At 61.3% G+C, this 20406-nt stretch carries 14 protein-coding genes; 2 read left to right on the top strand and 12 right to left on the bottom strand.

Features of this window, described 5'->3' with window-relative positions; all coding sequences use genetic code 11:
• Positions 1–33: 33 nt before the first annotated feature.
• The 3 genes from ACN9MO_RS06680 to ACN9MO_RS06670 form a co-directional block, all read right to left on the bottom strand.
• The gene (locus ACN9MO_RS06680) at positions 34–2946 is read right to left on the bottom strand and encodes an SPOR domain-containing protein (RefSeq protein ID WP_113131803.1); all 2913 of its coding nucleotides are present in this window, start codon (positions 2944–2946) and stop codon (positions 34–36) included.
• Between the two features lie 63 nt (positions 2947–3009).
• On the bottom strand, positions 3010–4770 hold the full coding sequence (gene argS / locus ACN9MO_RS06675; RefSeq protein WP_058320615.1) for an arginine--tRNA ligase: 1761 nt from the start codon (positions 4768–4770) through the stop codon (positions 3010–3012).
• Positions 4771–4866: 96 nt separating this feature from the next.
• Positions 4867–6084 carry a deoxyguanosinetriphosphate triphosphohydrolase gene (locus tag ACN9MO_RS06670; RefSeq protein ID WP_093232416.1) on the bottom strand — a complete coding sequence of 406 codons (1218 nt, stop codon included), beginning with the start codon at positions 6082–6084 and terminating at the stop codon, positions 4867–4869.
• Positions 6085–6297: 213 nt separating this feature from the next.
• Between ACN9MO_RS06670 and erpA the strand changes: the two genes are divergently transcribed.
• Positions 6298–6630 (top strand): iron-sulfur cluster insertion protein ErpA, encoded by a 333-nt coding sequence (gene erpA, locus ACN9MO_RS06665; RefSeq protein WP_057255803.1) that lies wholly within the window; start codon positions 6298–6300, stop codon positions 6628–6630.
• Positions 6631–6663: 33 nt separating this feature from the next.
• Here the strand turns inward: erpA and ACN9MO_RS06660 are convergent, their stop codons facing one another.
• Positions 6664–8127, bottom strand: a complete 1464-nt coding sequence (locus ACN9MO_RS06660) for a phospholipase D-like domain-containing protein (protein ID WP_058320614.1) — start codon at positions 8125–8127, stop codon at positions 6664–6666.
• A 207-nt stretch (positions 8128–8334) separates the two neighbouring features.
• Here ACN9MO_RS06660 and xth point away from each other — a divergent pair, with 207 nt between their 5' ends.
• Positions 8335–9126 (top strand): exodeoxyribonuclease III, encoded by a 792-nt coding sequence (gene xth, locus ACN9MO_RS06655; RefSeq protein WP_113131802.1) that lies wholly within the window; start codon positions 8335–8337, stop codon positions 9124–9126.
• 58 nt (positions 9127–9184) lie between these two features.
• Here xth and exoR read toward each other — a convergent pair whose 3' ends face one another.
• From exoR to exbB, 8 genes are all read right to left on the bottom strand, one after another.
• Positions 9185–9991: an exopolysaccharide production regulator ExoR gene (gene exoR / locus ACN9MO_RS06650; protein WP_058320613.1), complete on the bottom strand. Its 807-nt coding sequence runs from the start codon at positions 9989–9991 to the stop codon at positions 9185–9187.
• Between the two features lie 474 nt (positions 9992–10465).
• Complete coding sequence (locus ACN9MO_RS06645; RefSeq protein ID WP_058320612.1) at positions 10466–11746, bottom strand: OmpP1/FadL family transporter; 1281 nt, start codon at positions 11744–11746, stop codon at positions 10466–10468.
• Positions 11747–12234: 488 nt separating this feature from the next.
• Positions 12235–15075 (bottom strand): valine--tRNA ligase, encoded by a 2841-nt coding sequence (locus ACN9MO_RS06640; protein ID WP_112995899.1) that lies wholly within the window; start codon positions 15073–15075, stop codon positions 12235–12237.
• A 122-nt stretch (positions 15076–15197) separates the two neighbouring features.
• A complete protein-coding gene (locus tag ACN9MO_RS06635) occupies positions 15198–16013 on the bottom strand; it encodes a PopZ family protein (RefSeq protein ID WP_057255791.1) in 816 nt (271 codons plus the stop codon).
• Between the two features lie 180 nt (positions 16014–16193).
• Positions 16194–17564 carry a TolC family outer membrane protein gene (locus ACN9MO_RS06630; protein WP_057255789.1) on the bottom strand — a complete coding sequence of 457 codons (1371 nt, stop codon included), beginning with the start codon at positions 17562–17564 and terminating at the stop codon, positions 16194–16196.
• 286 nt (positions 17565–17850) lie between these two features.
• The gene (locus ACN9MO_RS06625; RefSeq protein ID WP_057255786.1) at positions 17851–18516 is read right to left on the bottom strand and encodes a protein-L-isoaspartate O-methyltransferase family protein; all 666 of its coding nucleotides are present in this window, start codon (positions 18514–18516) and stop codon (positions 17851–17853) included.
• A gap of 237 nt (positions 18517–18753) precedes the next feature.
• Complete coding sequence (gene exbD, locus ACN9MO_RS06620; RefSeq protein WP_057255784.1) at positions 18754–19179, bottom strand: TonB system transport protein ExbD; 426 nt, start codon at positions 19177–19179, stop codon at positions 18754–18756.
• A 3-nt stretch (positions 19180–19182) separates the two neighbouring features.
• Positions 19183–20256: a tonB-system energizer ExbB gene (gene exbB / locus ACN9MO_RS06615; RefSeq protein ID WP_058320609.1), complete on the bottom strand. Its 1074-nt coding sequence runs from the start codon at positions 20254–20256 to the stop codon at positions 19183–19185.
• Positions 20257–20406 lie beyond the last annotated feature (150 nt).

Raw genomic sequence — 20406 nt, 5'->3', positions numbered from 1 at the left:
GCGCCCTCCTCAACTCTATCCGTTGTGCCCGGCTTACTTGGTCACCAGGCAGCTTCCGCCAGCGCCCTTGTACTTGGAGCACAGGGCATTTGCCTCTTCCTTGGAGCCGGCCGGGATGCGGACACGATAGTAGGTGCCCTTGCCGGCGATCTCCGCCTTGCGGATATCGACGCCACGGCCGCCAATGACGCTGCCGAACTTGCTGGAAAGGCTGTTGTAGGACTTCTGTGCTTCGGCTTCGGACGGCAGGGATGCGACCTGGATGAAGTATCCGCCGGTCGGAACCGATGCGGTTGCAACCTGCTGCGCCGGCTGGGCTTCTGCAGTGGCAGCCGCCGGCTCTTCGGCCGGACGCACGTTGCTGCGCTCGGTAGCAGTGCCGGCAACATTAGCCGGCTGCTCGACCGGACGCGCCTGCGGCGTTGGCGCCTTGTCGCCTGTTGCCGTCGTCGTCACGCTGCGAACCGGAACCTGTTCGATATCGGCATTGCCCGTTGCGGCAAGCGCCACCTGATCGACATTGGCCGATGCCTGACCGGCAGCAGTGACATCAGCCGAAGCGACTTCCTTCGAGGGCGCTTCCGGCAGCGGCTGCGTCGCACCGGCGACATCGGTCGCCGGTGCGGCAACCGGCTCTTCACGAGCAACCAGCGTGCCATCCGGCTTGACGATCATTGTGCGCACTTTGCGCGGTGCAACGGCCGGTGCCTTGTCTTCTTCCTGAGCGGCAGTCTGGGTGCCGCCATCCGGCAGCAAGCGAGCGCCGTCCTCGTCATCGGCCGGCAGGTTGGCCTGCAGGCCATCCGAGTCGTCGCTGCCTTCAAGCGGCAGCGTTTCCGGCGTCAGCGTCTTCTGAACGACGTCCATCGGCTCTTCGGTCGAAGAAACCAATGCTTCCTGCTGCGGCGCACCGGCTTGGGCTCCAGCGACGCGGTCGTAAACGGCCTTGTCCTGGTTCGGAACGGTCTTGCCGCCCTTTTCTTCCGGCACGACCTTAACCGGCCCCTTGTCGGCGAGAATGATCTTGGGACCCTCGGCAGAGGTTACCGCACCACTGCCGCCCATCCAGGCGTAGACAGCCGCGCCACCGAGAATGATGACGCCAGCAACGCTTGCCGCGAGCAGCATCGTACGCTGCGACCGCCGGCCCGAGCCGTAGTCGCGAGAGTCGCCCGCATCGTCCTGGCTCTGCACCGGGGAAACCCGCTCGGCATCACGCGTCGGGGACTTCCGTTCGGTCATGGAGCGGCGGAAGTCCTCTTCCATCGCCTTCTCGAATTCGTCGAAATCGTCGAGCGCGCCGCCTCCGAACGACGGATTTGCATTTGCTGCCGAGGTCGGACGAGCCACCTCGGCCTTTTCAACCGCGGCCGGACGGGGATCCTTGGCGGCCGGAGCCGGCGTGCCGAACAGCTGCGCCATTTCCGCGTCGATATCGAGATCGTAGTCTGCTGGATAGGCGACCGGCTTTTCCGTTTCGATGACGGGCAGCTGCGGCACGTCCATGTCGGCGATCGGCGCAACGCCATTCTCGGCTTCGGCGATCATCGAGGGATCGAAGGGCAGCGTGCTTTCAGGCTGCACGTCCTGCTGCTCCACCGGGGCCGGAGCCACGAAGGTTTCGACGGAACGTTCCGGTTCACGCTGCGGAGCAACCGCTTCGATGACCGGCTGCGCAGCAGCCTGCGACACGACCACAGGTGCGACGGCAATCGGTTCGGTCGGCCCGAGGTCCGCAAGATCGAGCTTCAGTGCGGCATCGGAGAGCTCCATTTCGAAGTTCTCGATGTCGAAGCCCGGCTCGTTCTCCTGTTCTGCAACGGGCTGGACCGGCTGGACAGCCTCAACCACCGGCGAAACGGCAGGCGTGGCGACTGCGGCAGCTGCGGGTGCCGCAACAGGCGCTGCCTGCGTCACGAGCGGACCGGCGAAGGCGCGCTGCTGGCTGGCGCCCGAGGGCGAAGCAACGGGCGTCGCCCGGCTGAAGGTCGGCGTAAAGGGATAGGGACTCTTCTTCGCCGGCGCCGCAACCGTGTTTACCGGCGCGGCGGCGGGAGCAACGACCGGCTGTTGCGTGGCGTGAAGGGCCGGATGAGACTGCACGGCAGCGGCAACCACGGCGGTGATCGGCGGAACCGGGAAGCGCTCGATATCCGCAAGAAGATCGTCGCGGGCAGTGTCATGGCCAGCGGGCTCTTCCGGGATTGTCTCGCTCACGTATACGGCATCGTCCACGCGCTCCTCCGGAGCGACGTCAAGGCTAGCAACGTCAAGGTTGGCAACCTCAAGGCTCGGCTCGTCGTAAACCGGGAACGCTTCGGCGACAGCAGCGGGCTCGGCCCAAGCCGTCGACAAATCTGCGGCCGGCGCTTGCCAGTCGTCGACTACCTGTTCCTTCGCCTCAGATACCGGCTCTTCTTCGAACGGCAACAGATCGGCTTCGCCGAGCGACAGTTCGAGCTCGCGCTCCAGATCGAACGCCGGCTCGTCGGCGACGAATTCGGCGTTATCGACTTCGGCAGCCTGAGGGGCGGCCGAGAACGACTGCACCTCGACAACCTGCTCCGGTTCCTCTTCGGCGACAGCGGCCGGTGCTGCGACCGGCTCGGGCTGACGGAATATCGGCGCCTCGTACTCTTCCGCGAATTCGGCTACCGGCTCGATCCGGGCCTCTTCGACCGGCTGCGGCGCCGAAACCGGCTCCACAGCAGGCTGCTGCCCAGCACGGGGCGCATCGTAGCTGTCGAAAGCGCGAAGGAGTTCGTCTTCGAGATCGAAGGCGGGCTCCTGACGGACCGCCTCCTGATGTCGCTGCAACTCTTGCAATTGCTGTACGGCCGGACGGGCATCGTAACCGACGATCCGGGCGAGTTCGGCCAACGGATCATCGTCTGCCAATACATCGAATTCAGCCGGCCCGCTTCGTGCGAATTGTTTGTCTGCCATGCTCTCCACTCACAATTGCCTGTATTTATGTGCCAGTGCATTGTGGGAAAATGGTGACAATACTTATCGCATTTCCTCCGGTGCGGAGGTGCCTGTAATAGACAGGCCGGACTTCAATACCGAAGCGACAGCATGCACCAGCCCGAGTCTGGCAGTACTTAATTGTCTATTTTTATCGTTAACAAAACGTAATTCCGGATTCTCTTTACCTTTGTTCCAGTGTCCGTGGAAGGCAGCGGCAAGATCGTACAGGTAAAACGCGATACGATGCGGCTCCTGAGCCAGTGCCGCGGCCTCGATCACCCGCGGATATTCTGCGAGCTTGGCAACGAGCTGAAGCTCCGTCGGATCCTCGATCTTTCCCTGAACCGCACCGGCGAGATCAAGCGATTCGATGTCCAGATCCGGGAACGCGTCCGCCGCCTGGCGGAACACAGACCGGCAACGCGCATGCGCATACTGCACGTAAAAGACCGGATTATCCTTGGACTGTTCTGTAACCTTGGCAAAGTCGAAGTCGAGCGGCTCGGAATTCTTCCGGTAGATCATCATGAAACGAACCGGATCACGGCCGACTTCATCGACGACTTCGCGCAGCGTGACGAAATCGCCGGAGCGCTTCGACATCTTCACCGGCTCACCGTCGCGGAAGAGCTTGACCAATTGGCAGAGCAGAACCGTAAGTTTCGACGAACCGCCAGACACGGCGCGCGCCAGCGCCTCGAGCCGCTTGACGTAACCGCCATGGTCGGCGCCCAGCACATAGATCATCTCGTCAAAGCCGCGGTCGAACTTGTCCTTGAAGTAGGCGACGTCAGCGGCGAAGTAGGTGTAGCTTCCGTCCGACTTGATCAGCGGCCGATCGATATCGTCACCGACCTCCGTCGAGCGGAACAGCGTCTGCTCGCGATCTTCCCAATCCTCCGGGAGCTGCCCCTTCGGCGGCGGCAACGTACCCTTGTAGACGTGCCCCTTGAAGGTCAGGTCGTTGATTGCCGTACGAATCGCAGCCGCCCCATTGGCGTGAAGCGTGCGTTCGGAGAAGAAGACGTCGTGAGTGACGTTCAACGCCGCGAGATCCTCTCGGATCATCACCATCATGGCATCGATCGTCCGGTCCTTGACGAGCGGCATCCACTTGTCTTCGGGCATCAGGCGCAGGCTCGTGCCGAATTCATCGGCGAGCGCTTCGCCAACCGGAACGAGATAATCACCCGGATAAAGACCCGGCGGGATTTCACCGATGTCTTCACCAAGCGCCTGGCGATACCGCATGAAGGCAGAACGTGCGAGAACGTCGATCTGCGACCCGGCGTCGTTGATGTAGTATTCCTTGGTCACCGCATAACCGGCAAAGGCCAAAAGGTTGGCAAGCGCGTCGCCGACCACGGCGCCGCGGCAATGGCCGACATGCATCGGTCCCGTCGGGTTGGCCGAGACATACTCGACGTTAACCTTGCGGCCCGAACCGACAGTGCTGCGGCCATAGTCGGGGCCGGTGCGCACCATGTTCGACAGCAGCTTCTGCCAATAGGAAACCGAAAGCCGGACGTTGATGAAGCCCGGGCCGGCAACGGTCACTTCGGTGACTTCCGGATCCTGCTTGAGCTTCTCAACGATGAGCTCAGCGAGCGCCCGCGGGTTCAGGCCGAGGGGCTTGGCCAGCACCATGGCGGCATTGGTCGCGACATCACCGTGGCTTGGATCGCGCGGCGGCTCGACATTGACACGGCCGAAGTCAAGCTCGGATCGCTTTTCTCGAACGCTGTCAAGCGTTTCGAGAATGTCCTTAATTCTTGATTCGAAGTCCGTGAAGAGATTCATCTGATCCGTCCGCTTTTCCCGACCACATGTGGCCGGCGCAAAACTCAAAAAGGAGGCTCGGTTCGCTTGAACCGTAAGCCTCCGGGCGGGGCGTCCCTACCGCAAATCCGGCGTGTGGTCAAACAAGCGCTTGTGCACGCTGATCGCGAAGGTATCGGTCATGCCGGCCAGATAGTCGCCGACATGACGGGCCCTCGCCGGTTCGGCCATGCCCGAGATCTGATCGATCCAATAGTGCTCCCGCATCAATTGTGGGTCGTCCATGAAGGCATGATAGAGATCGCAGACGATCGACGCCGCACCTTCCCGCACCCGCATCACTTCCGGGTGGCGATAGATCCGGGTCATCAGCAGACGCTTGATCTGCTTGTCCGTCTCGCTCATCTCCTCGGAGAACGTCGCCATGACCGTACCCGCCTGACGTACCTCGGCTGCGCTCTCGGGGCGAATGTCCGCGATACGCTGCTGGGCGACGCCGATCACGTCCTCGACCATTGCCGTGATCTGACGGCGCATGATTTCGTGCGTGAAGCGGCTGCTTTCAAGACCGGGATAACGATCGTGAACCTCGCGCATCAGACGGGCAAGGAACGGCACGTCTTCCAGCATCTCGAACGTCAGGTAGCCGGCCCGCAGGCCATCATCGATATCATGGGTGTTGTAGGCGATATCGTCGGCGATGGCCGCGACCTGCGCCTCCAAGCTCGCATAACTCGCCAGTTCCAGATCGTGAAGCGCACAGTAGTCCAGGATCGGCTGAGGCACCGGTCCGCGCGTACCCTGGCCGTCGGGCGTGAGTAACGGCCCATTGTGCTTGACCAGCCCCTCAAGACTCTCCCAGGTCAGGTTCAGCCCGTCGAACTCGGCGTAGCGCCGCTCGAGTTTGGTGACGATGCGCAGCGACTGGGCATTGTGGTCGAAGCCGCCATGGGGCTTCAGCATCTCGTGCAGGGCGTCCTCGCCCGTATGGCCGAACGGCGTGTGACCGAAATCGTGAACGAGGGCGACGCCTTCGGCGAGGTCCTCGTCGAGCTTGAGGGCACGCGCCAGGGCGCGGGCGATCTGCGCCACTTCGATCGTGTGCGTCAGCCGCGTCCGATAGTGGTCGCCGTCGGCAGCGATGAAGACCTGTGTCTTGTGCTTCAGCCGGCGAAAGGCCGTCGTGTGGACGATGCGATCGCGATCGCGCTGGAAATCCGAACGTGTCGCGCTCGACGCTTCCGGATAGAGCCTGCCGCGCGTCGCCCAGGGGTTCGACGCGAACGGCGCGTGTTCACCATAACCGAAGCCCAGCGCATTTTTGTCGAATGTCATTTTCCACCCAAATCGTCATCCCATTGACGGGACATTGAAGCCTTCATACCTATAGTGAAAGCCACGGAAACGCGTCGCGCAAGCATCGACCGATTCCGCAAGCGAAAGCAACGGCTTGGCCGCGGGGGTTGAAACGACCTCCGGCGTTGGCCGAGGCGGTGCTGCAAACGACAATCAAATCTCTCCGGTTCTTGACCCCGGCAGGAGGCAGATATGACGCAAGAAACCGTGACCCTTTCGGACGCTGCTGCAAAGCGGATCGCCACGATCCTTCGTTCGGACAGTCACAACAACGCGATGCGGGTGTCCGTCGAAGGCGGCGGCTGCTCGGGATTCTCCTATAAGTTCGACCTGGTCGACAGCGCCAACGACGACGATCTGGTGCTGGAGAAGAACGACGCCAAGGTGCTGATCGACAGCCTGTCGCTCGTCTATATGGGCGGCTCAGAGATCGACTTCGTCGACAACCTGCTCGGCCAGTCGTTTCAGATCAAGAATCCGAATGCGGTCGCAAGCTGCGGATGCGGAACGAGTTTTTCCATCTGAGCCAACGGCCACCTGGCCTGCCTGCGGTCGCCGTCAGAGATACGGCGACCCCAGCCAAAGCACACGGTTCGCCAGCCGGTCGATAAGTGGCTTGGCGCGCAAGGCCTCGAGCGTGACCGGTTCGGCCGAAGCCAGCACATCCGATATCATGCCGCCGATCGTATGGGCGAAACCATCGTCCAGCACTTCGAGATCGAACTCGAAGTTGAGACGCAGGGAACGCGGATCGAGATTGGTCGACCCAACATAGGCCCAGCGCTCGTCCACGATCAGAAGCTTCGAATGGTTGAAGGCGCCCTCGGCGCGCCAGACCCGACAATGACCTTTCAATACCTGATCGAACTGGGCGGTCATTGCGCGATCGACCAGAAGCAGATTGTTGACCGCCGGCACGATGATGTCGACCTCGACGCCCCGGCGCGCCGCGGTCACCAAGGCGCTGATCAGTTCGCGGTCCGGAAGGAAATAGGGCGACATCAGGCGGATGTTCTTGCGCGCCACCGAGAACGCCCCCATCAGCATCTTGTGATTGGTTTCGTTCGTGGCGTCCGGCCCTGAGGGTATGGCGCGCATCAGCACAGAAGACGTTTCTGCCGGCAAAGGCATTTCTTCGAGCGCCCAGGCACCGCCCGTCAGCATCTCCCCGCTGGAAAACTGCCAGTCCTCGGCGGCGACCTGAAAGATGTCGGCGACCACCGGGCCCGTTACCCGAAAGTGCGTGTCGAGGGCCGGCTCCTCGCCGGCAATCTCGCTGCTAAAGCCCGCCCGGATGTTCATGCCGCCGGCAAAGGCGACGCGGCCGTCGACCACGAGAATCTTTCGGTGCGTGCGCAGATTGGCATAGGGCAACCTCAGCCCCATGATGATATTGCCGTTGAAGACGGCCGTCGGAACGCCGGCCGTCTTCAGATGACCGACAATGCTGGGGACGGAGTAGCGCGCGCCGACTGCGTCGATCAGTACGCGCACCTGGACGCCACGCGCGATCGCGGCGATCAAGGCGTCGGCAAAGCGAAGGCCGACCACGTCGCGATCGAAGATATAGCTCTCTATCAGGATGCTGCGCTGCGCACCGGCAATGGCCACCAGCATGGCCTCATAGGCAGCATCCCCGCCGGCCAGCACCTCGATGCCGTTGCCGGAACACATGCGGTGCCGGGAAACACGGTCGCCGAGGATTTTCATCGCGGCAAAACGATTCCCGAAACTTCCGGCAATATCTGTTTCAGAGATATCGAACCTGCCGAACTGATCGGGGCCTTGCCCGCGCAGCAGTGCGCGTTGCGAGCCGATCGAGGAGCGGCGGATACGGTTGATGCCGGCAACGGCATAGAGCAATGCCCCGACGATCGGCGAGAGCAGAACGACACCGACCCAACCTGCGGCGGCGCGAACGTCGTCCTTGGTCATGGCGGCGTGAATGGCAGCCGGGATGCCAAGCGCGAAGGACAGCAGCGCCAGGATATGCGGCCAGTAGTTCTGCACGAGATCGATCATGCGCCGGACTATAGCCGGCCATGGATCGGAATCAATTCAAGCAGCCGCAACCTATACCGTATATAAACTGCGCGCGGCGTCGCCCGTCGTCGTTGCAGCTCTGCCCAGCGCTGAAAGTCCGCAGGTATCGGATTTGTCAAAAGAATCCGGAGCGGCTAGAAGAGTCCCGCCGCAAGGACTCACCTGTATGGAAGGGCGTTTCGAGCCATGAAGATTGCCACCTGGAACATCAATGGCGTCAAGGCGCGAATCGACAGCCTGTTGGCATGGGTGAAGGAAGCCAATCCGGACATCGTCTGCCTGCAGGAGATCAAGTCTGTCGACGACGGCTTTCCTCGTCTGGAGATCGAAGCCCTCGGCTATCATGTCGAGACCCACGGCCAGAAGGGCTTCAACGGCGTCGCCCTGCTCTCCAAGCTGCGTCCGGACGAAGTCAACCGCGGCCTGCCGGGCGACGACTCCGATGAGCAGTCGCGTTTCATCGAAGGCGTGTTCTCGGTTGCCGGCGGCGTGATCCGTGTCTGCTCGCTCTACCTGCCGAACGGCAATCCGGTCGATAGTGAGAAGTACCCCTATAAGCTCGCCTGGATGCGCCGGCTGACCGCCTATGCCGAGCAGCGCCTTCTGCTCGAAGAGCCCTTCATCCTGGCAGGCGACTACAACGTCATCCCGGAGGAGCACGACTGCTGGGACATCAAAGTCTGGCAGAACGACGCACTTTTCCTGCCGGAGACGCGCGCGGCCTATCGGCGCCTGCGCAATCTCGGTTTCACCGACGCGGTGCGGGCCACCTCAGACGCGGTGCCGCTCTATACGTTCTGGGATTATCAGGCCGGCTGCTGGCCGAAGAATTTCGGCATTCGCATCGACCATCTGATGCTGTCGCCGGAGGCAGCCGATCGACTGGTTTCGACGTCGATCGACAAACATGTTCGCGCCTGGGAAAAGCCCTCGGACCACGTTCCTGTTATCGGCGAGTTTGCTTTCGCGGCCGCCTGAGGTGCGGATCTGCCGTTCGGCTATTCGGTGCTGGCTGAGGGGTAGCCGCGCGGCGAACTCAGTCGTCGTCGCCCTGCATATGTAGATTCTGCGAAAGCGAGATTGCCGTACGGCGATCATCTTCGGTGGCAAGCGAGAATGCCTGCTCCTGCATCGACTGGAGCCAGGGCCGATCCTTCGGCGAACACTGGTCGAGCGCGGCGGTCATATAGGCGAGACCGCGAATGGTCTGGCCTTCCTGGAAGATTACGTTGCCGAAGACACCCATGGCACCGGCATGGCCGCTCTTGCGGGCACGGTTGAGCCACTTCTTGGCTTGCTGAACGTTGACGCTACCGCCCTCGCCCGACAGCAGCATGCGCGCAAGCTGGAACTGCGCCTCAGCGACACCAAAGGTCGACGCCGCCTGGAAATAGAGCTGCCGCGCCTGGGCCATATCCGACTGGATCGGGCTGTCGGGAATGCCGCGTCGGTAGTAGCCGGCAAGAGAGATCAACGCGTTGACGAAATAGCCGGTATCCTCAGAACCCGGCTCCACACCCTGCTGGGCGATCTCGCTGTAGATCTTGAAGGCCTCGAGGTCGTTTTCGGCGACACCGTCGCCATAGGCATACATGTTGGCCAGAGCCCAGCGGGAGCCGGTATGCCCCTTCTCCGCAGCGTATTTGTAGGCCTCGACGGCCTCGTCCTTGCGGCCGTTCTTGTAAGCGGAGAAACCGAACTTGAAGAGCGCGAAGGGACCGGATTCCTTCGTGACGCCTGCCCCCGGATCAAAGGCAAGGGCCGGCATGGTGCTGGTCCCGCAGACCGCCAGCGACACGCCGAGTATCGCAACCTTCAGTGACTTCAGTTCACCCGCAAGCATCACAGTCTAATTCTTCCGTTCCAGCCGGCCACGCCGAACTCATCACCGCTGCAAACACAAACGCCCGGACGACCCGTCGCCGCCCAAAACTTCACCAATTCCGCCGAGAACATCGACGCACCATTCCAGAACGAAACTTCGACAGATGCACCGAAAAGACCATTTCAGTCGACCACTTGCACAAAAGTGCCGAAGGCCACATCTGACATGAACATCGACGGTCCAAGTTTCACTTCACACCAAACGCCGCAGGTTTCGTTTTCACGGTTGCAGGTTTGTCCCTACTATCGCTGCTCCCTGTTTGTGGCGGGAAATGGACATAGCCGGGACGAGTCCGATGCTAGCAAACTCTAGCATTAAATGTGTTGCTGAATCGTCACATTAGCGAACGGTGCAAAGGCAACAGCGAACAGTTCCACATCAAAAAGAAAGGCCCGGTCGAAACCGGGCCCAAACACTCAGATTGGCGAAGGATCAGAACTTGACCTTAAGGGACGTCGATATGGCGCCGAAGAAATCGTTACCGTAGTCGTAGGACACATCGCCGCCGATAACCTGCCCGTCGAAGTTAACGGGGCCCGAACTGCCGCTCGTCAGGATGCCCACTGCACCAGCCAGTCGAAGCTCGATATTCTTGTTTGGCGAATAGGATACACCCGAGCCAAGCGACCAAGTATCGGACTGAGTGCCATAGCCGTGGCTGGTACCGCGGTCCCAGGTCAGGCTAACAGCGCCGTTCCACTGATCGTTGAACTTGTGACCAAAGCCGCCTGAAATCGTCCAGCCGTCTCGATAAAGCAGGTCAAGCGAGGTGCAGGGCTGAGCCAGGGTTCCGCCCGACGAAGGGCAAAACTTGAGAACCTGGAGTTGGCTCCAATCCGTCCATTTGACCGAGCCGAAGGCGACCCAGTCGGGCGCAATACCGGACTGAATCTTCAATTCGAGTGAATCCGGCATCGATGCAAAGCCGGAGACCCCATAGAAGTTAACCGGAGCCGGCCCGCGAACGTCACGCAGGTCGATCGTTCCCGCAAGGTTGTCGAGGTCCACGGCACTGTTGTAGACGAGGCTCGCCCGCACTGCGTATTCAGGAATTTCGTAGCCGACGCCAGCGCGCCAGCCCCAACCATCCCCCTCGAGATCCAGCCGACCGATGCCGGTACGCCCGGCGGCCAATACCGGTGGCACGCCCGTGAAATCCTGAACCAACCGCTCCTTGAAGCCGCTGACCTCTTGGTAGAAGACGCCGCCGATGATGCGGAACTGACCTTGGCCGACGTCCCATTTATAGGAGCAGGTTGCGGCGTAGTTGTCGCTTTCGACCTTCGTCTCGACGTTGTTGTTTGCACCGGCCCAGTTGAGGCCCGGGTTGGTATGCGCACCCCAGGGCTGCGAATAGTCGGCCATACAGTCGATATCGTCAGCAAAGCGCGCCTTGACCCCAACGCGCGGAACCCAATAGCTCTCGGTATCGTCGGCGGTATTCGGTCGGGAATTCAAGTTACCACCGCCAGCACCCGGCCCCGTTCCATTAAACGGGAAAACCGCAGACGTCGTATCCGTGTCTCTGACATTCTTCAGTTCGCGCTGCGGATTGACGTAGGTCGCCGAAGCTTCGCCGGCGTAGTCCGACGGGTCGAACAGCAGATCGATGTTGTAACCACCGCGCTCAAGACCGCCGGCGTGGGCCGCCGACGCAACCAGCAAACCAGCCGCCACCGTCAGGACGCCACGCTTAAAATTCATGTGAGCCATCAAGCTCCTCCCCTGCACTGCAATCTGCGACATTCCACCTCATGCCGCGTATGGCGGAAGTATTCTCACGAACATGTGAAATCGCAAATGCCAGATGCAGAGGCGGTGCGGCACTATGCGTCACATAATTTACGTAAGATTCTCACGATTTAGACACATTCGCGCATTTCCGAAATGATATTCCGGAAAATAGGTAAATAACCCAATAAAATAGGAAAAACTTCCAACACTCGCGAAAGCTGTGTCGTGGAGACAACAATATTGGTTTTTGCTGGAGATCAACAAAAATGGCCGTTGAAACTCCGCCTGCCCATGCCAAGCGATTTCGTGAACGGCCGACAGTATTCAGCTCAGCGATTCGATCGCGAAGCGCGCCCCGGTAAGTATATAAAATCATACTAAAATAGAAAATCCGCGACGGACCTGTCGCGGATTTTGACTTCCTTGGCCGGTCAACCCTGTGGGCGGTTGCACCCTTAGCGTGCTTCCTAACCGGCTTCCGCCACGCGCGTGAGCGCGACGCCAAGCGAATCTTTCTGAAGATCGAGCTCCACCAGGCGCTCACGCTCCGCTTCCACCAGTTCCGGTTTTGCGTTCGCGACGAACTTTTCATTGGCCAATTTGCCAAGAATACGCTCGCGCTCCGCATCCACCTTGGCGATCGCCTTCTCCAGGCGCGACTTCTCGGCGGAGAGATCGATCAGGTTGCCAAGCGGCAGGCACGCGGTCGCCTCACCCACAACGATCTGGGCACTGCCGCGCGGGGCGACAGTCGCATAGTCGATGTGTTCGACACGCGCCAGGCGCGCAATTGCCGGAGCATGCTGCTGCAGGCGCTCGCGCGTCAGATTGTTCGCGCCGACGACGATCAGCGGCGCGGTTGCTGCCGGCGGAACATTCATCTCCGAACGGACGGAGCGGATGCCTGAGACTAGGTCGATCAGCCAGTTGATCTCATCGGCGGCCGCATCATCGGCATAGGAAGCCGCCGGCCATTCGGCGTGGCAGAGCAGCGTCTCGCGTTCGCGGCCCTCGCCTGCCGTCTGCCCCCAGAGCTCCTCGGTCATGAACGGCATGAACGGGTGCAGCAGCTTGTAGATCTCGTCGAGAACATAGGCGACGCAGGCCTGTGACTCGCGCTTGGCCGCCTCGTCCTCGCCGTTGAAGACCGGCTTCAGCAGCTCGAGATACCAATCGCAGAACTGGTTCCAGACGAAACGATAGAGACTGCCGGCGGCTTCGTTGAAACGATAGGCCTCGATCGCCTCGGTGACGTCGCGGATGGTGCGCGAAAGCTCCGTCAGGATCCAGCGGTTGATGGTGAGCGACGCGGCTTCGGGGATGAAACCGTCGCTGTCGACCACGCCGTTCATCTGGGCAAAACGCGTCGCGTTCCAGAGCTTCGTGCCGAAGTTGCGATAACCGGCGATGCGGGCGGGATCGAGCTTCACGTCGCGGCCCTGGGCAGCCATGATCGCCAGCGTGAAGCGCAGTGCGTCAGCCCCATATTCGTCGATAAGTTCGAGCGGGTCGATGACGTTGCCCTTCGACTTCGACATCTTCTGGCCGTTCTTGTCGCGAACGAGCGCATGGACGTAGACCGTATGGAACGGCTCGACTGGGGTGCCGTCGGCATCCTTCATGAAGTGCAGGCCCATCATCATCATGCGGGCGACCCAGAAGAAGATGATGTCGAAGCCTGTCACCAGAACGTCGGTCTGATAGTACTTCTCCAGTTCCGGCGTCTCGTTCGGCCAGCCGAGCGTGGAGAACGGCCAGAGCGCCGAAGAGAACCAGGTGTCGAGCACGTCTTCGTCGCGGGTCAGGATTTCGCCCGGCTTGAAGTTTTCAAGCAGGTCCTCGACATAGGCCTTCATCGGGCCTTCATGCGCGAGATAGTGCTGGATCGCGGCGTGCAGCGCCTCTTCCTCGGTCTTCTCGACGAAGACCTGGCCATCCGGTCCGTACCAGGCCGGGATCTGATGCCCCCACCAGAGCTGGCGCGAGACGCACCAGGGCTGGATGTTCTCCATCCACTCGAAGTAGGTCTTTTCCCAGTTCTTCGGAACGAAGTTCGTGCGGCCTTCCTTGACGGCGGCAATCGCAGGCTTCGCGAGCGTCTTGGCGTCGACGTACCATTGTTCCGTCAGGCGCGGCTCGATCGGCACGCCGCCACGATCGCCATGGGGGACCATGTGTTTGTGCGGCTCGATCTTGTCGAGCAGGCCAGCCTCTTCGAAGATGCGGACGATGATCTTGCGAGCCTCGAAGCGATCCTTGCCTTCGAGTTCGTCCCACGCACCATGCAGGGCTGCCGGATCGGAAAGCCCTTCGAGGAACTCCTCATTGTCCTTGATGGTGATGCGACCTTCGATCGTCATGATGTTGATCGCGCTGAGGCCCGCGCGCTTGCCGACGTCGAAGTCGTTGAAGTCGTGCGCAGGCGTGATCTTCACCGCGCCGGTGCCGGCCGTCGGATCCGCATAGCTGTCGCCGACGACGGGGATGCGCCGGCCGACGATCGGCAGGATGACATGCTTGCCGATCAGCGGTTTATAGCGCTCGTCGTCAGGGTTGACGGCAATGCCGCTGTCCCCGAGCATCGTTTCCGGGCGGGTGGTCGCGACGACCAGATAGTCGCGCTTCTCCCATTCGGTCGCCTTGCCTTCCTCATTGAAGGCAACCGGATGTTCATAAGTGACACCCGGTTCGAGCGGATAGCGCAGATACCAGAGATTGCCGTTGATCTCGTGCTGCTCGACCTCCAGATCGGAAATCGCCGTCAGAAGCTTCGGGTCCCAGTTGACCAGGCGCTTGTCCTTGTAGATCAGCCCTTCCTTGTAGAGCGAGACGAAGACCTCCAGAACGGCTTCCGAGAGGCCGTCGTCCATGGTGAAGCGTTCACGCGACCAGTCGCAGGATGCGCCGAGCCGCTTCAACTGATTGAAGATCAAGCCGCCGGATTCGGCCTTCCACTCCCAGACCTTCTCAATGAAGGCCTCGCGCCCCATCTGCCGACGGTGCTGCTGGGTTTCCATCAGCTTGCGCTCGACGACCATCTGGGTCGCAATACCGGCATGGTCCATGCCCGGCTGCCACAGCACGTCCTTGCCGCGCATGCGCTCGAAGCGAACCATGACGTCCTGAAGCGTGTTGTTGAGCGCGTGGCCCATGTGCAGCGAACCGGTTACGTTCGGCGGCGGGATCACGATGCAGAAGCTATCGGCGCCGGGCTTGGCACCCGCGCCTGCACGAAACGCGTTTTCTTCGTCCCACTTCTTGGCGATACGTGGGTCGACGGATGCGGAATCGTAGGTCTTATCAAGCATTTTGGAGCCAATTTTGGAGAGTGATGTCTGTGTCTTGTAAACCGGAACGGCCGGTGCAAGTCAACACGAACGCAAAAAGCCGCGACGGTCGCCGCGGCCCCACGCATCAAAAGATCTGAATTTCAGCGACGCGGCCCGCGGGCAACACGCTCGATTTCCTCGCGAACCAGCCGTTCGACGAGTGTCGGCAGATTGTCGTCCAGCCATTCCTGTAGCATCGGCCGCAGCATTTCCTGGGCAATTTCGTCGAACGAGCGCCTTGCGCCCTGATCGACCGCGAGAGCGAGGTTGTCGAAGGATTGCGCGACCTTCCGGCCGACTTCCGGAGAGACGATGGCTGCGATCGCCTTCTCGGGGGCCACCGTGTCGATCACGGGCGCCGGCGCCGGCGCTGGCGATTCGACGCTGTCGCGACGCTCCGATGGCTCTGGGGCAGCGACGGCTTCCGCATCCTCGTGTGTTTCTGGGGCCACGATCGACTGAACGGCCGGAGCCTTGGGCGCTGATACCGCGGCCATGCGCGACGTTACGACGGGGCTGTCCTGGATCGCCGGCGCTGGCGCGACTGGCTGCGTTTCGCGCGGGGCAAACCCCGTTGCGTGACGCTCCGAAGCCGCACGAACGCGTGCTGCGACATCAGCCAGCGAAAGCGGCGGCTGTGCAACCGACGCGCTGGCCTCGGACGAGACGATGGAAAGCTCTACGGCAGGAGCCGCGGGGGCGGGCCTCGATGTTTCGGCAGATTCCTCGCGCCGCCCGAAGGCTACGGTCTCGATCTCGCTGTCGATCGTCAGCTCGATCTCGTCACCCGCCTCGTCCTCGAAATGCTCCTGCGGCGAAAGCCCGGCCTGCCCAGGCTCATTGCTCTCGATGATCTTGCGAATGGATGCCAGGATCTCATCCATCGAAGGTTCACGCGCGACATTGAGCTGTGCCATTTCTATCCCCGTTTGACGCGGCCGGCATGTGTTTCAAAACAGGACATGCGCCGATTTCCGACAAACCTTATGTGAGTTCGCGGACGAAACATACGCCACGAATCAGCCACTCAGATCCTTGCACAGATTTGTTTTCAGGGGGAAAAAGAGAAACGCCCCGGGGAGACCGGGGCGTTTTCTTTAGCGACCGTCGACGGTTCGAAGACCGAACCATTTATCCTTGACCGCCTCGTAATGTTCTTCGGCGCGATATTCGGCCACCTGCAGACCCTGGCTCTTCACGGTCAGCCTCGCGGAGGCTGCAAGCAAGGTATAGCTCGCGACGACCGCATCGCGCTGCGCAAGCGCCAGGAGTTCCTGCGCCTGCAGCACGTCCTGCTGCGAATCGAGAACGTCGAGGGTCGTGCGCTGGCCGACTTTGCGCTCTTCAATGACGCCATCCAGTGCCAGCTTGGCGGCAGAGATCTGCGCCTTGTTGGCGGAAATACGCGCGATCGCTGCTTCGAGCTGTGCGTAGGCCGAAACAATCGTTTCCTGAATCGATGCTCGCGCCGAATCAACCAGAATGCGCTGCTGCCCCAGGCGTTCCTTCGCCTGCCGGATCTGGCCGTATTCGAGGCCGCCCTGATAGATCGGGACTTCGAGGCGAGCAGTGATGCTCGATGTGTTGCTGTCGATGCCATCACCGACATTGCCAGTGGTGCGGCCGACCTGTCCCTGAAGCGTCACGCCGGGCAGCATCGTGCCCTCAGCCGACTTCACCTGGTAACCGGCCGAATCAACCGAGTACTGCGCTGCCAGAATGGTCGGGTGGTCGCGCAGGCCGCTTGCGACCGCCTGGTCGAGCGAGCGCGGCAGGCTCTTCGATGCGGGAGACGCCTGCTTGATGTTCTTCGGCAAGTCGCCGACGATCCGCACATAGGTCGCTTCGCTCTGCTTCAGCTGCGCAACAGCGACGATAAGCTGCGACTGCGCGTTGGCGAGCGAGGCCTCTGCCAGGCTCACGTCCGTACGGGTGCCCTCACCCACATCAAGCCGCGCCTTCGCGGCGTTCACCTGTTCCTGAAGGAACGCGATGTTCTGCTTGCGGATCGACACGAGCTGCTGATCGCGGGCGATATTGGAATAGATGGTCGCCGCCGAAAGCAGGATCTGCATCTCGTTGGCGAGCAGCGATTCGCGGGTGGCAAACACATTCGATTCGGCCGCGCGAACATTGTTCAGCGTCTGAAAGCCATCAAAGACCATCTGCGTTATGGAGATGCCGACCTGCCCCTGGTGAACGTCCTGAGTTCCGGAACTCTCCCTGTCGATGGTCGAAAGCGTCCCGCTGGCGAAACCAGCCACCTGGGGGCGAAAGCCGGACTTGGCGATCGGTACGCTCTCGTCGGTGGCGCGCAGCCCCGCCCGCGCAGCGTTCAGATCCGGATTGTTTGCGTAGGCTTTGGCCATTGCGCCGAAGATCGTCTCGGCCAGTACTGCGTGCGGGGCAAGCAGCACACTCGTCGAGACGGCGGCCCACAGGGCCGCTTTGCGGACAATCGACACCATTACTTCTCTCTCCGATCGGGGGCGGCAAAGCCTGCCCTCATTTCCCGCAGCGCTGTCCTCGTTACAAAACGGCGCTGCCTAGACACGGCGATGAGCGCTCACACCGCCCACTGGTGAGCAAATCACTACCACTGCACTCTTTGAAACCCGGATTCCAAATTCCGACAACTGCGCAGCCCTACTCTGCGCAGGCATTTCAAAAAGAAACAAGTACCGCGTTGCGAATTGGCAACATTGTTATTTTAGCAGTACATTCAAATGTTGATATCCCTCAATAAGCGGGACCTCAAAAAACAAATTCCTGCTCGCGGCGGAAGCCGGGAAGCGGCTTCACCGCAGTGTTGAAGTCGGCACGCTCGGAGGTTTTTCCGTGCTCGTGCACATAGAGTTTAGCGCGCGAAGCGTTGCCAAATCCTTCGACCACCACGAGTCGGCCGCCATCACGCAACTGCTCGAACAGAGCCGCAGGCAACACTTCCACCGCACCGTGAACGAAGATGACATCGTAAGGCGCTTCGGCAGCGTAGCCCTTCTCGAGTTCGCCGGTGACGACGGCGATATTGTCATAGCCGAGACGTGCCAGCGTTTCGGTCGCGGTGGCGGCAAGACCCTGATCGCTTTCGAGCGCGACGACGGAACCAGCAATCAGGGAAAGCAGTGCCGAGGCATAGCCGGTACCGCAACCGATCTCGAGCACGACGTCGGACTTGGCGATCTCGGCGAGCTGCAGAAGCTTGGCAAGCGGCGACGGCTCCATCAGGAAGCGCGGCCCTCCGCCGTTGGCGGCGTCAAGCGCGATGTCGGTGTCGATATACGCGAGCTCCTTCATCTTCGCGGGCACGAACTCCTCGCGCGGCACGGTGAGGAAGGCGGACAAGACCGAGTGAGACGTCACATCCGTGGTCCGGATCTGGTTGTCCACCATCTTGGTGCGCGCTGCTTCGAAATTCATGCTGGTGCCCTCGTATCCGGATAGGCGCGGCGCCGCTTTTCGGAGAAGCCCGCGCGATCGTCTTGTGGCTCTCAACGGAAAGCCTTTGACGTAAGCTCTTAAATCGCCGCCCCGCGGGATTCAAGCGACAGCGGCAAATTGCGCCGGAAAAACGGGGAAGAAGAGCCCTGATCGATCATGGCGGCGACGCGCGGACATGGGCGCGACGCATTGCTGGCACGTGGACCGCGGGCAAACTCAGCGCCCGGGTGCGCCTTCCAGGCCCACGAGGGCGATCTTGGTGTAGCCGGCGTTCTGGATGAGGTTCATGACCGTCATCAGCTCGCCGTAGTCCACGGCCTTGTCGGCCCGGAGCAGGACACGCGTCTCGGTGTTGCCCTCCGTCAGGCGCTTCAGCTCGTCGGCGAAGGTCTCACGCGCCGTTTCCTCGTTGCCGATGGCCAGCGCCAGATCGGCCTTCAAGGTCACGAAGACCGGCTTGTCGTCGCGCGGCGCTGGCTTTGCCGCCGATTGAGGCAGATCCACCTTCATATCCACCGTGGCAAGCGGCGCCGCCACCATGAAGATGATCAGCAGCACGAGCATGACGTCGATGAAGGGCGTGACGTTGATTTCGCTGTTCTCGTCCAGATCGCCGCCGTCCTGGCTTACTTTTCCGGCCATGGGTCACCCGATCCGTGCGATGGTCGTTTCGGCATGGACGAAGCCTTCCTGCCGGCGGGGCTGCGCCTTGCGGACCATGCGGTGGTCGAGGTCGCGGCTGACGAGCCGTTCAACGGCGGCCGCAGCATCGGCAAGGATCACCTTGTAGCCACCCACTGCACGTGCGAAATAGTTGTAGATCACCACCGCTGGAATTGCCGCAACAAGGCCGATAGCAGTGGCGAGCAGCGCTTCGGCAATGCCGGGTGCGACGATCGCGAGATTGGTCGTCTGCGCCTTGCTGATGCCGATGAAGGAATTCATGATCCCCCAAACCGTGCCGAAGAGGCCGACGAACGGTCCGACCGAGCCGATCGAGGCCAGAATACCGGTGCCGCTCGTCATGCGCTTGCCGGCGCGAACCTCGATGCGGGTCAGCAGCGAAGAGACGCGTTCCTTGATACCGCTCGCAGGCGCATGGTCGACAACCGCTTCCGAACGCACCATCTCGTCGATCGCCGCAGCCACCATCTCAGGTGCTGGGCCCGACTTCCCGTCGAATGCAGTATTGACATCAGCCAGACCGTTAGCGGCTGACAGGAGACGCACCGCCCGCTTGAGGCGCGCCTTGGCGCTGAAAAGCTCGAGTGCCTTGACCAGGAAGATCGCCCAGGTGGCAATGGACGCCACTGCCAGGCCGACCATAACGCTTTTGACGACAAGGTCCGCCGCCATGAACATACCGATCGGCGACAGATCGTGCGGCAGCACCGGGTTCGCCGCACCTTCGGTCGCAACGGCAGTGCCCTCGACAGCAAGGGGGGCAGTCTCCGGCGACGCGGCTTGTGGTGCGGGCTGCACCTGAGTGATCGGCGTCGCCTGGTTTACCGGTGCGCTGCCGGTTGCCGTCTGGCCCTCTACGACCGGCGTCGGCGTGGGAGATTGTGCGACAGTGCCCTGAGTGCCGTTCGTAGCCGGGGCTGACGATGCCCCTTCACTCGCTGACTGAGCGAACGCAACCACGGGCATAGCAGCCGATGACAGACCCAGCATTGCGGCTGCCAGCAGATTGATCGTCGATCGGGCTCGGTTCGGCATCTTGTTCCTCACGTACTGGTCCGTTTCGTCATTTCAGAGCGAAGGGATTGCCGCCACCCGTCACATCCCTTGCGTGCTTTCGGGCTCTTTACGCAAAGGGGAGCGGAATGACAAGGATTTGTGGAGTTTATCAATCAAGAATAATTTCGC

This window comes from Ensifer sp. R-19 (assembly GCF_049905105.1).
In the GTDB taxonomy this organism is placed as follows: domain Bacteria; phylum Pseudomonadota; class Alphaproteobacteria; order Rhizobiales; family Rhizobiaceae; genus Ensifer.
The sequence above is the reverse complement of the archived record's forward strand: the minus strand, read 5'-3'. Positions and strand labels throughout refer to the sequence as shown.

Coding starts and splice junctions, on each gene's coding strand:
- ACN9MO_RS06630 (WP_057255789.1), bottom strand. CDS start 17,564: ATGGTGTCGATTGTCCGCAAAGCGGCCCTGTGGGCCGCCGTCTCGACG.
- exbB (WP_058320609.1), bottom strand. CDS start 20,256: ATGCCGAACCGAGCCCGATCGACGATCAATCTGCTGGCAGCCGCAATG.
- erpA (WP_057255803.1), top strand. CDS start 6,298: ATGACGCAAGAAACCGTGACCCTTTCGGACGCTGCTGCAAAGCGGATC.
- exoR (WP_058320613.1), bottom strand. CDS start 9,991: ATGCTTGCGGGTGAACTGAAGTCACTGAAGGTTGCGATACTCGGCGTG.
- ACN9MO_RS06645 (WP_058320612.1), bottom strand. CDS start 11,746: ATGGCTCACATGAATTTTAAGCGTGGCGTCCTGACGGTGGCGGCTGGT.
- xth (WP_113131802.1), top strand. CDS start 8,335: ATGAAGATTGCCACCTGGAACATCAATGGCGTCAAGGCGCGAATCGAC.
- ACN9MO_RS06640 (WP_112995899.1), bottom strand. CDS start 15,075: ATGCTTGATAAGACCTACGATTCCGCATCCGTCGACCCACGTATCGCC.
- ACN9MO_RS06670 (WP_093232416.1), bottom strand. CDS start 6,084: ATGACATTCGACAAAAATGCGCTGGGCTTCGGTTATGGTGAACACGCG.
- exbD (WP_057255784.1), bottom strand. CDS start 19,179: ATGGCCGGAAAAGTAAGCCAGGACGGCGGCGATCTGGACGAGAACAGC.
- ACN9MO_RS06680 (WP_113131803.1), bottom strand. CDS start 2,946: ATGGCAGACAAACAATTCGCACGAAGCGGGCCGGCTGAATTCGATGTA.
- ACN9MO_RS06660 (WP_058320614.1), bottom strand. CDS start 8,127: ATGATCGATCTCGTGCAGAACTACTGGCCGCATATCCTGGCGCTGCTG.
- argS (WP_058320615.1), bottom strand. CDS start 4,770: ATGAATCTCTTCACGGACTTCGAATCAAGAATTAAGGACATTCTCGAA.
- ACN9MO_RS06635 (WP_057255791.1), bottom strand. CDS start 16,013: ATGGCACAGCTCAATGTCGCGCGTGAACCTTCGATGGATGAGATCCTG.
- ACN9MO_RS06625 (WP_057255786.1), bottom strand. CDS start 18,516: ATGAATTTCGAAGCAGCGCGCACCAAGATGGTGGACAACCAGATCCGG.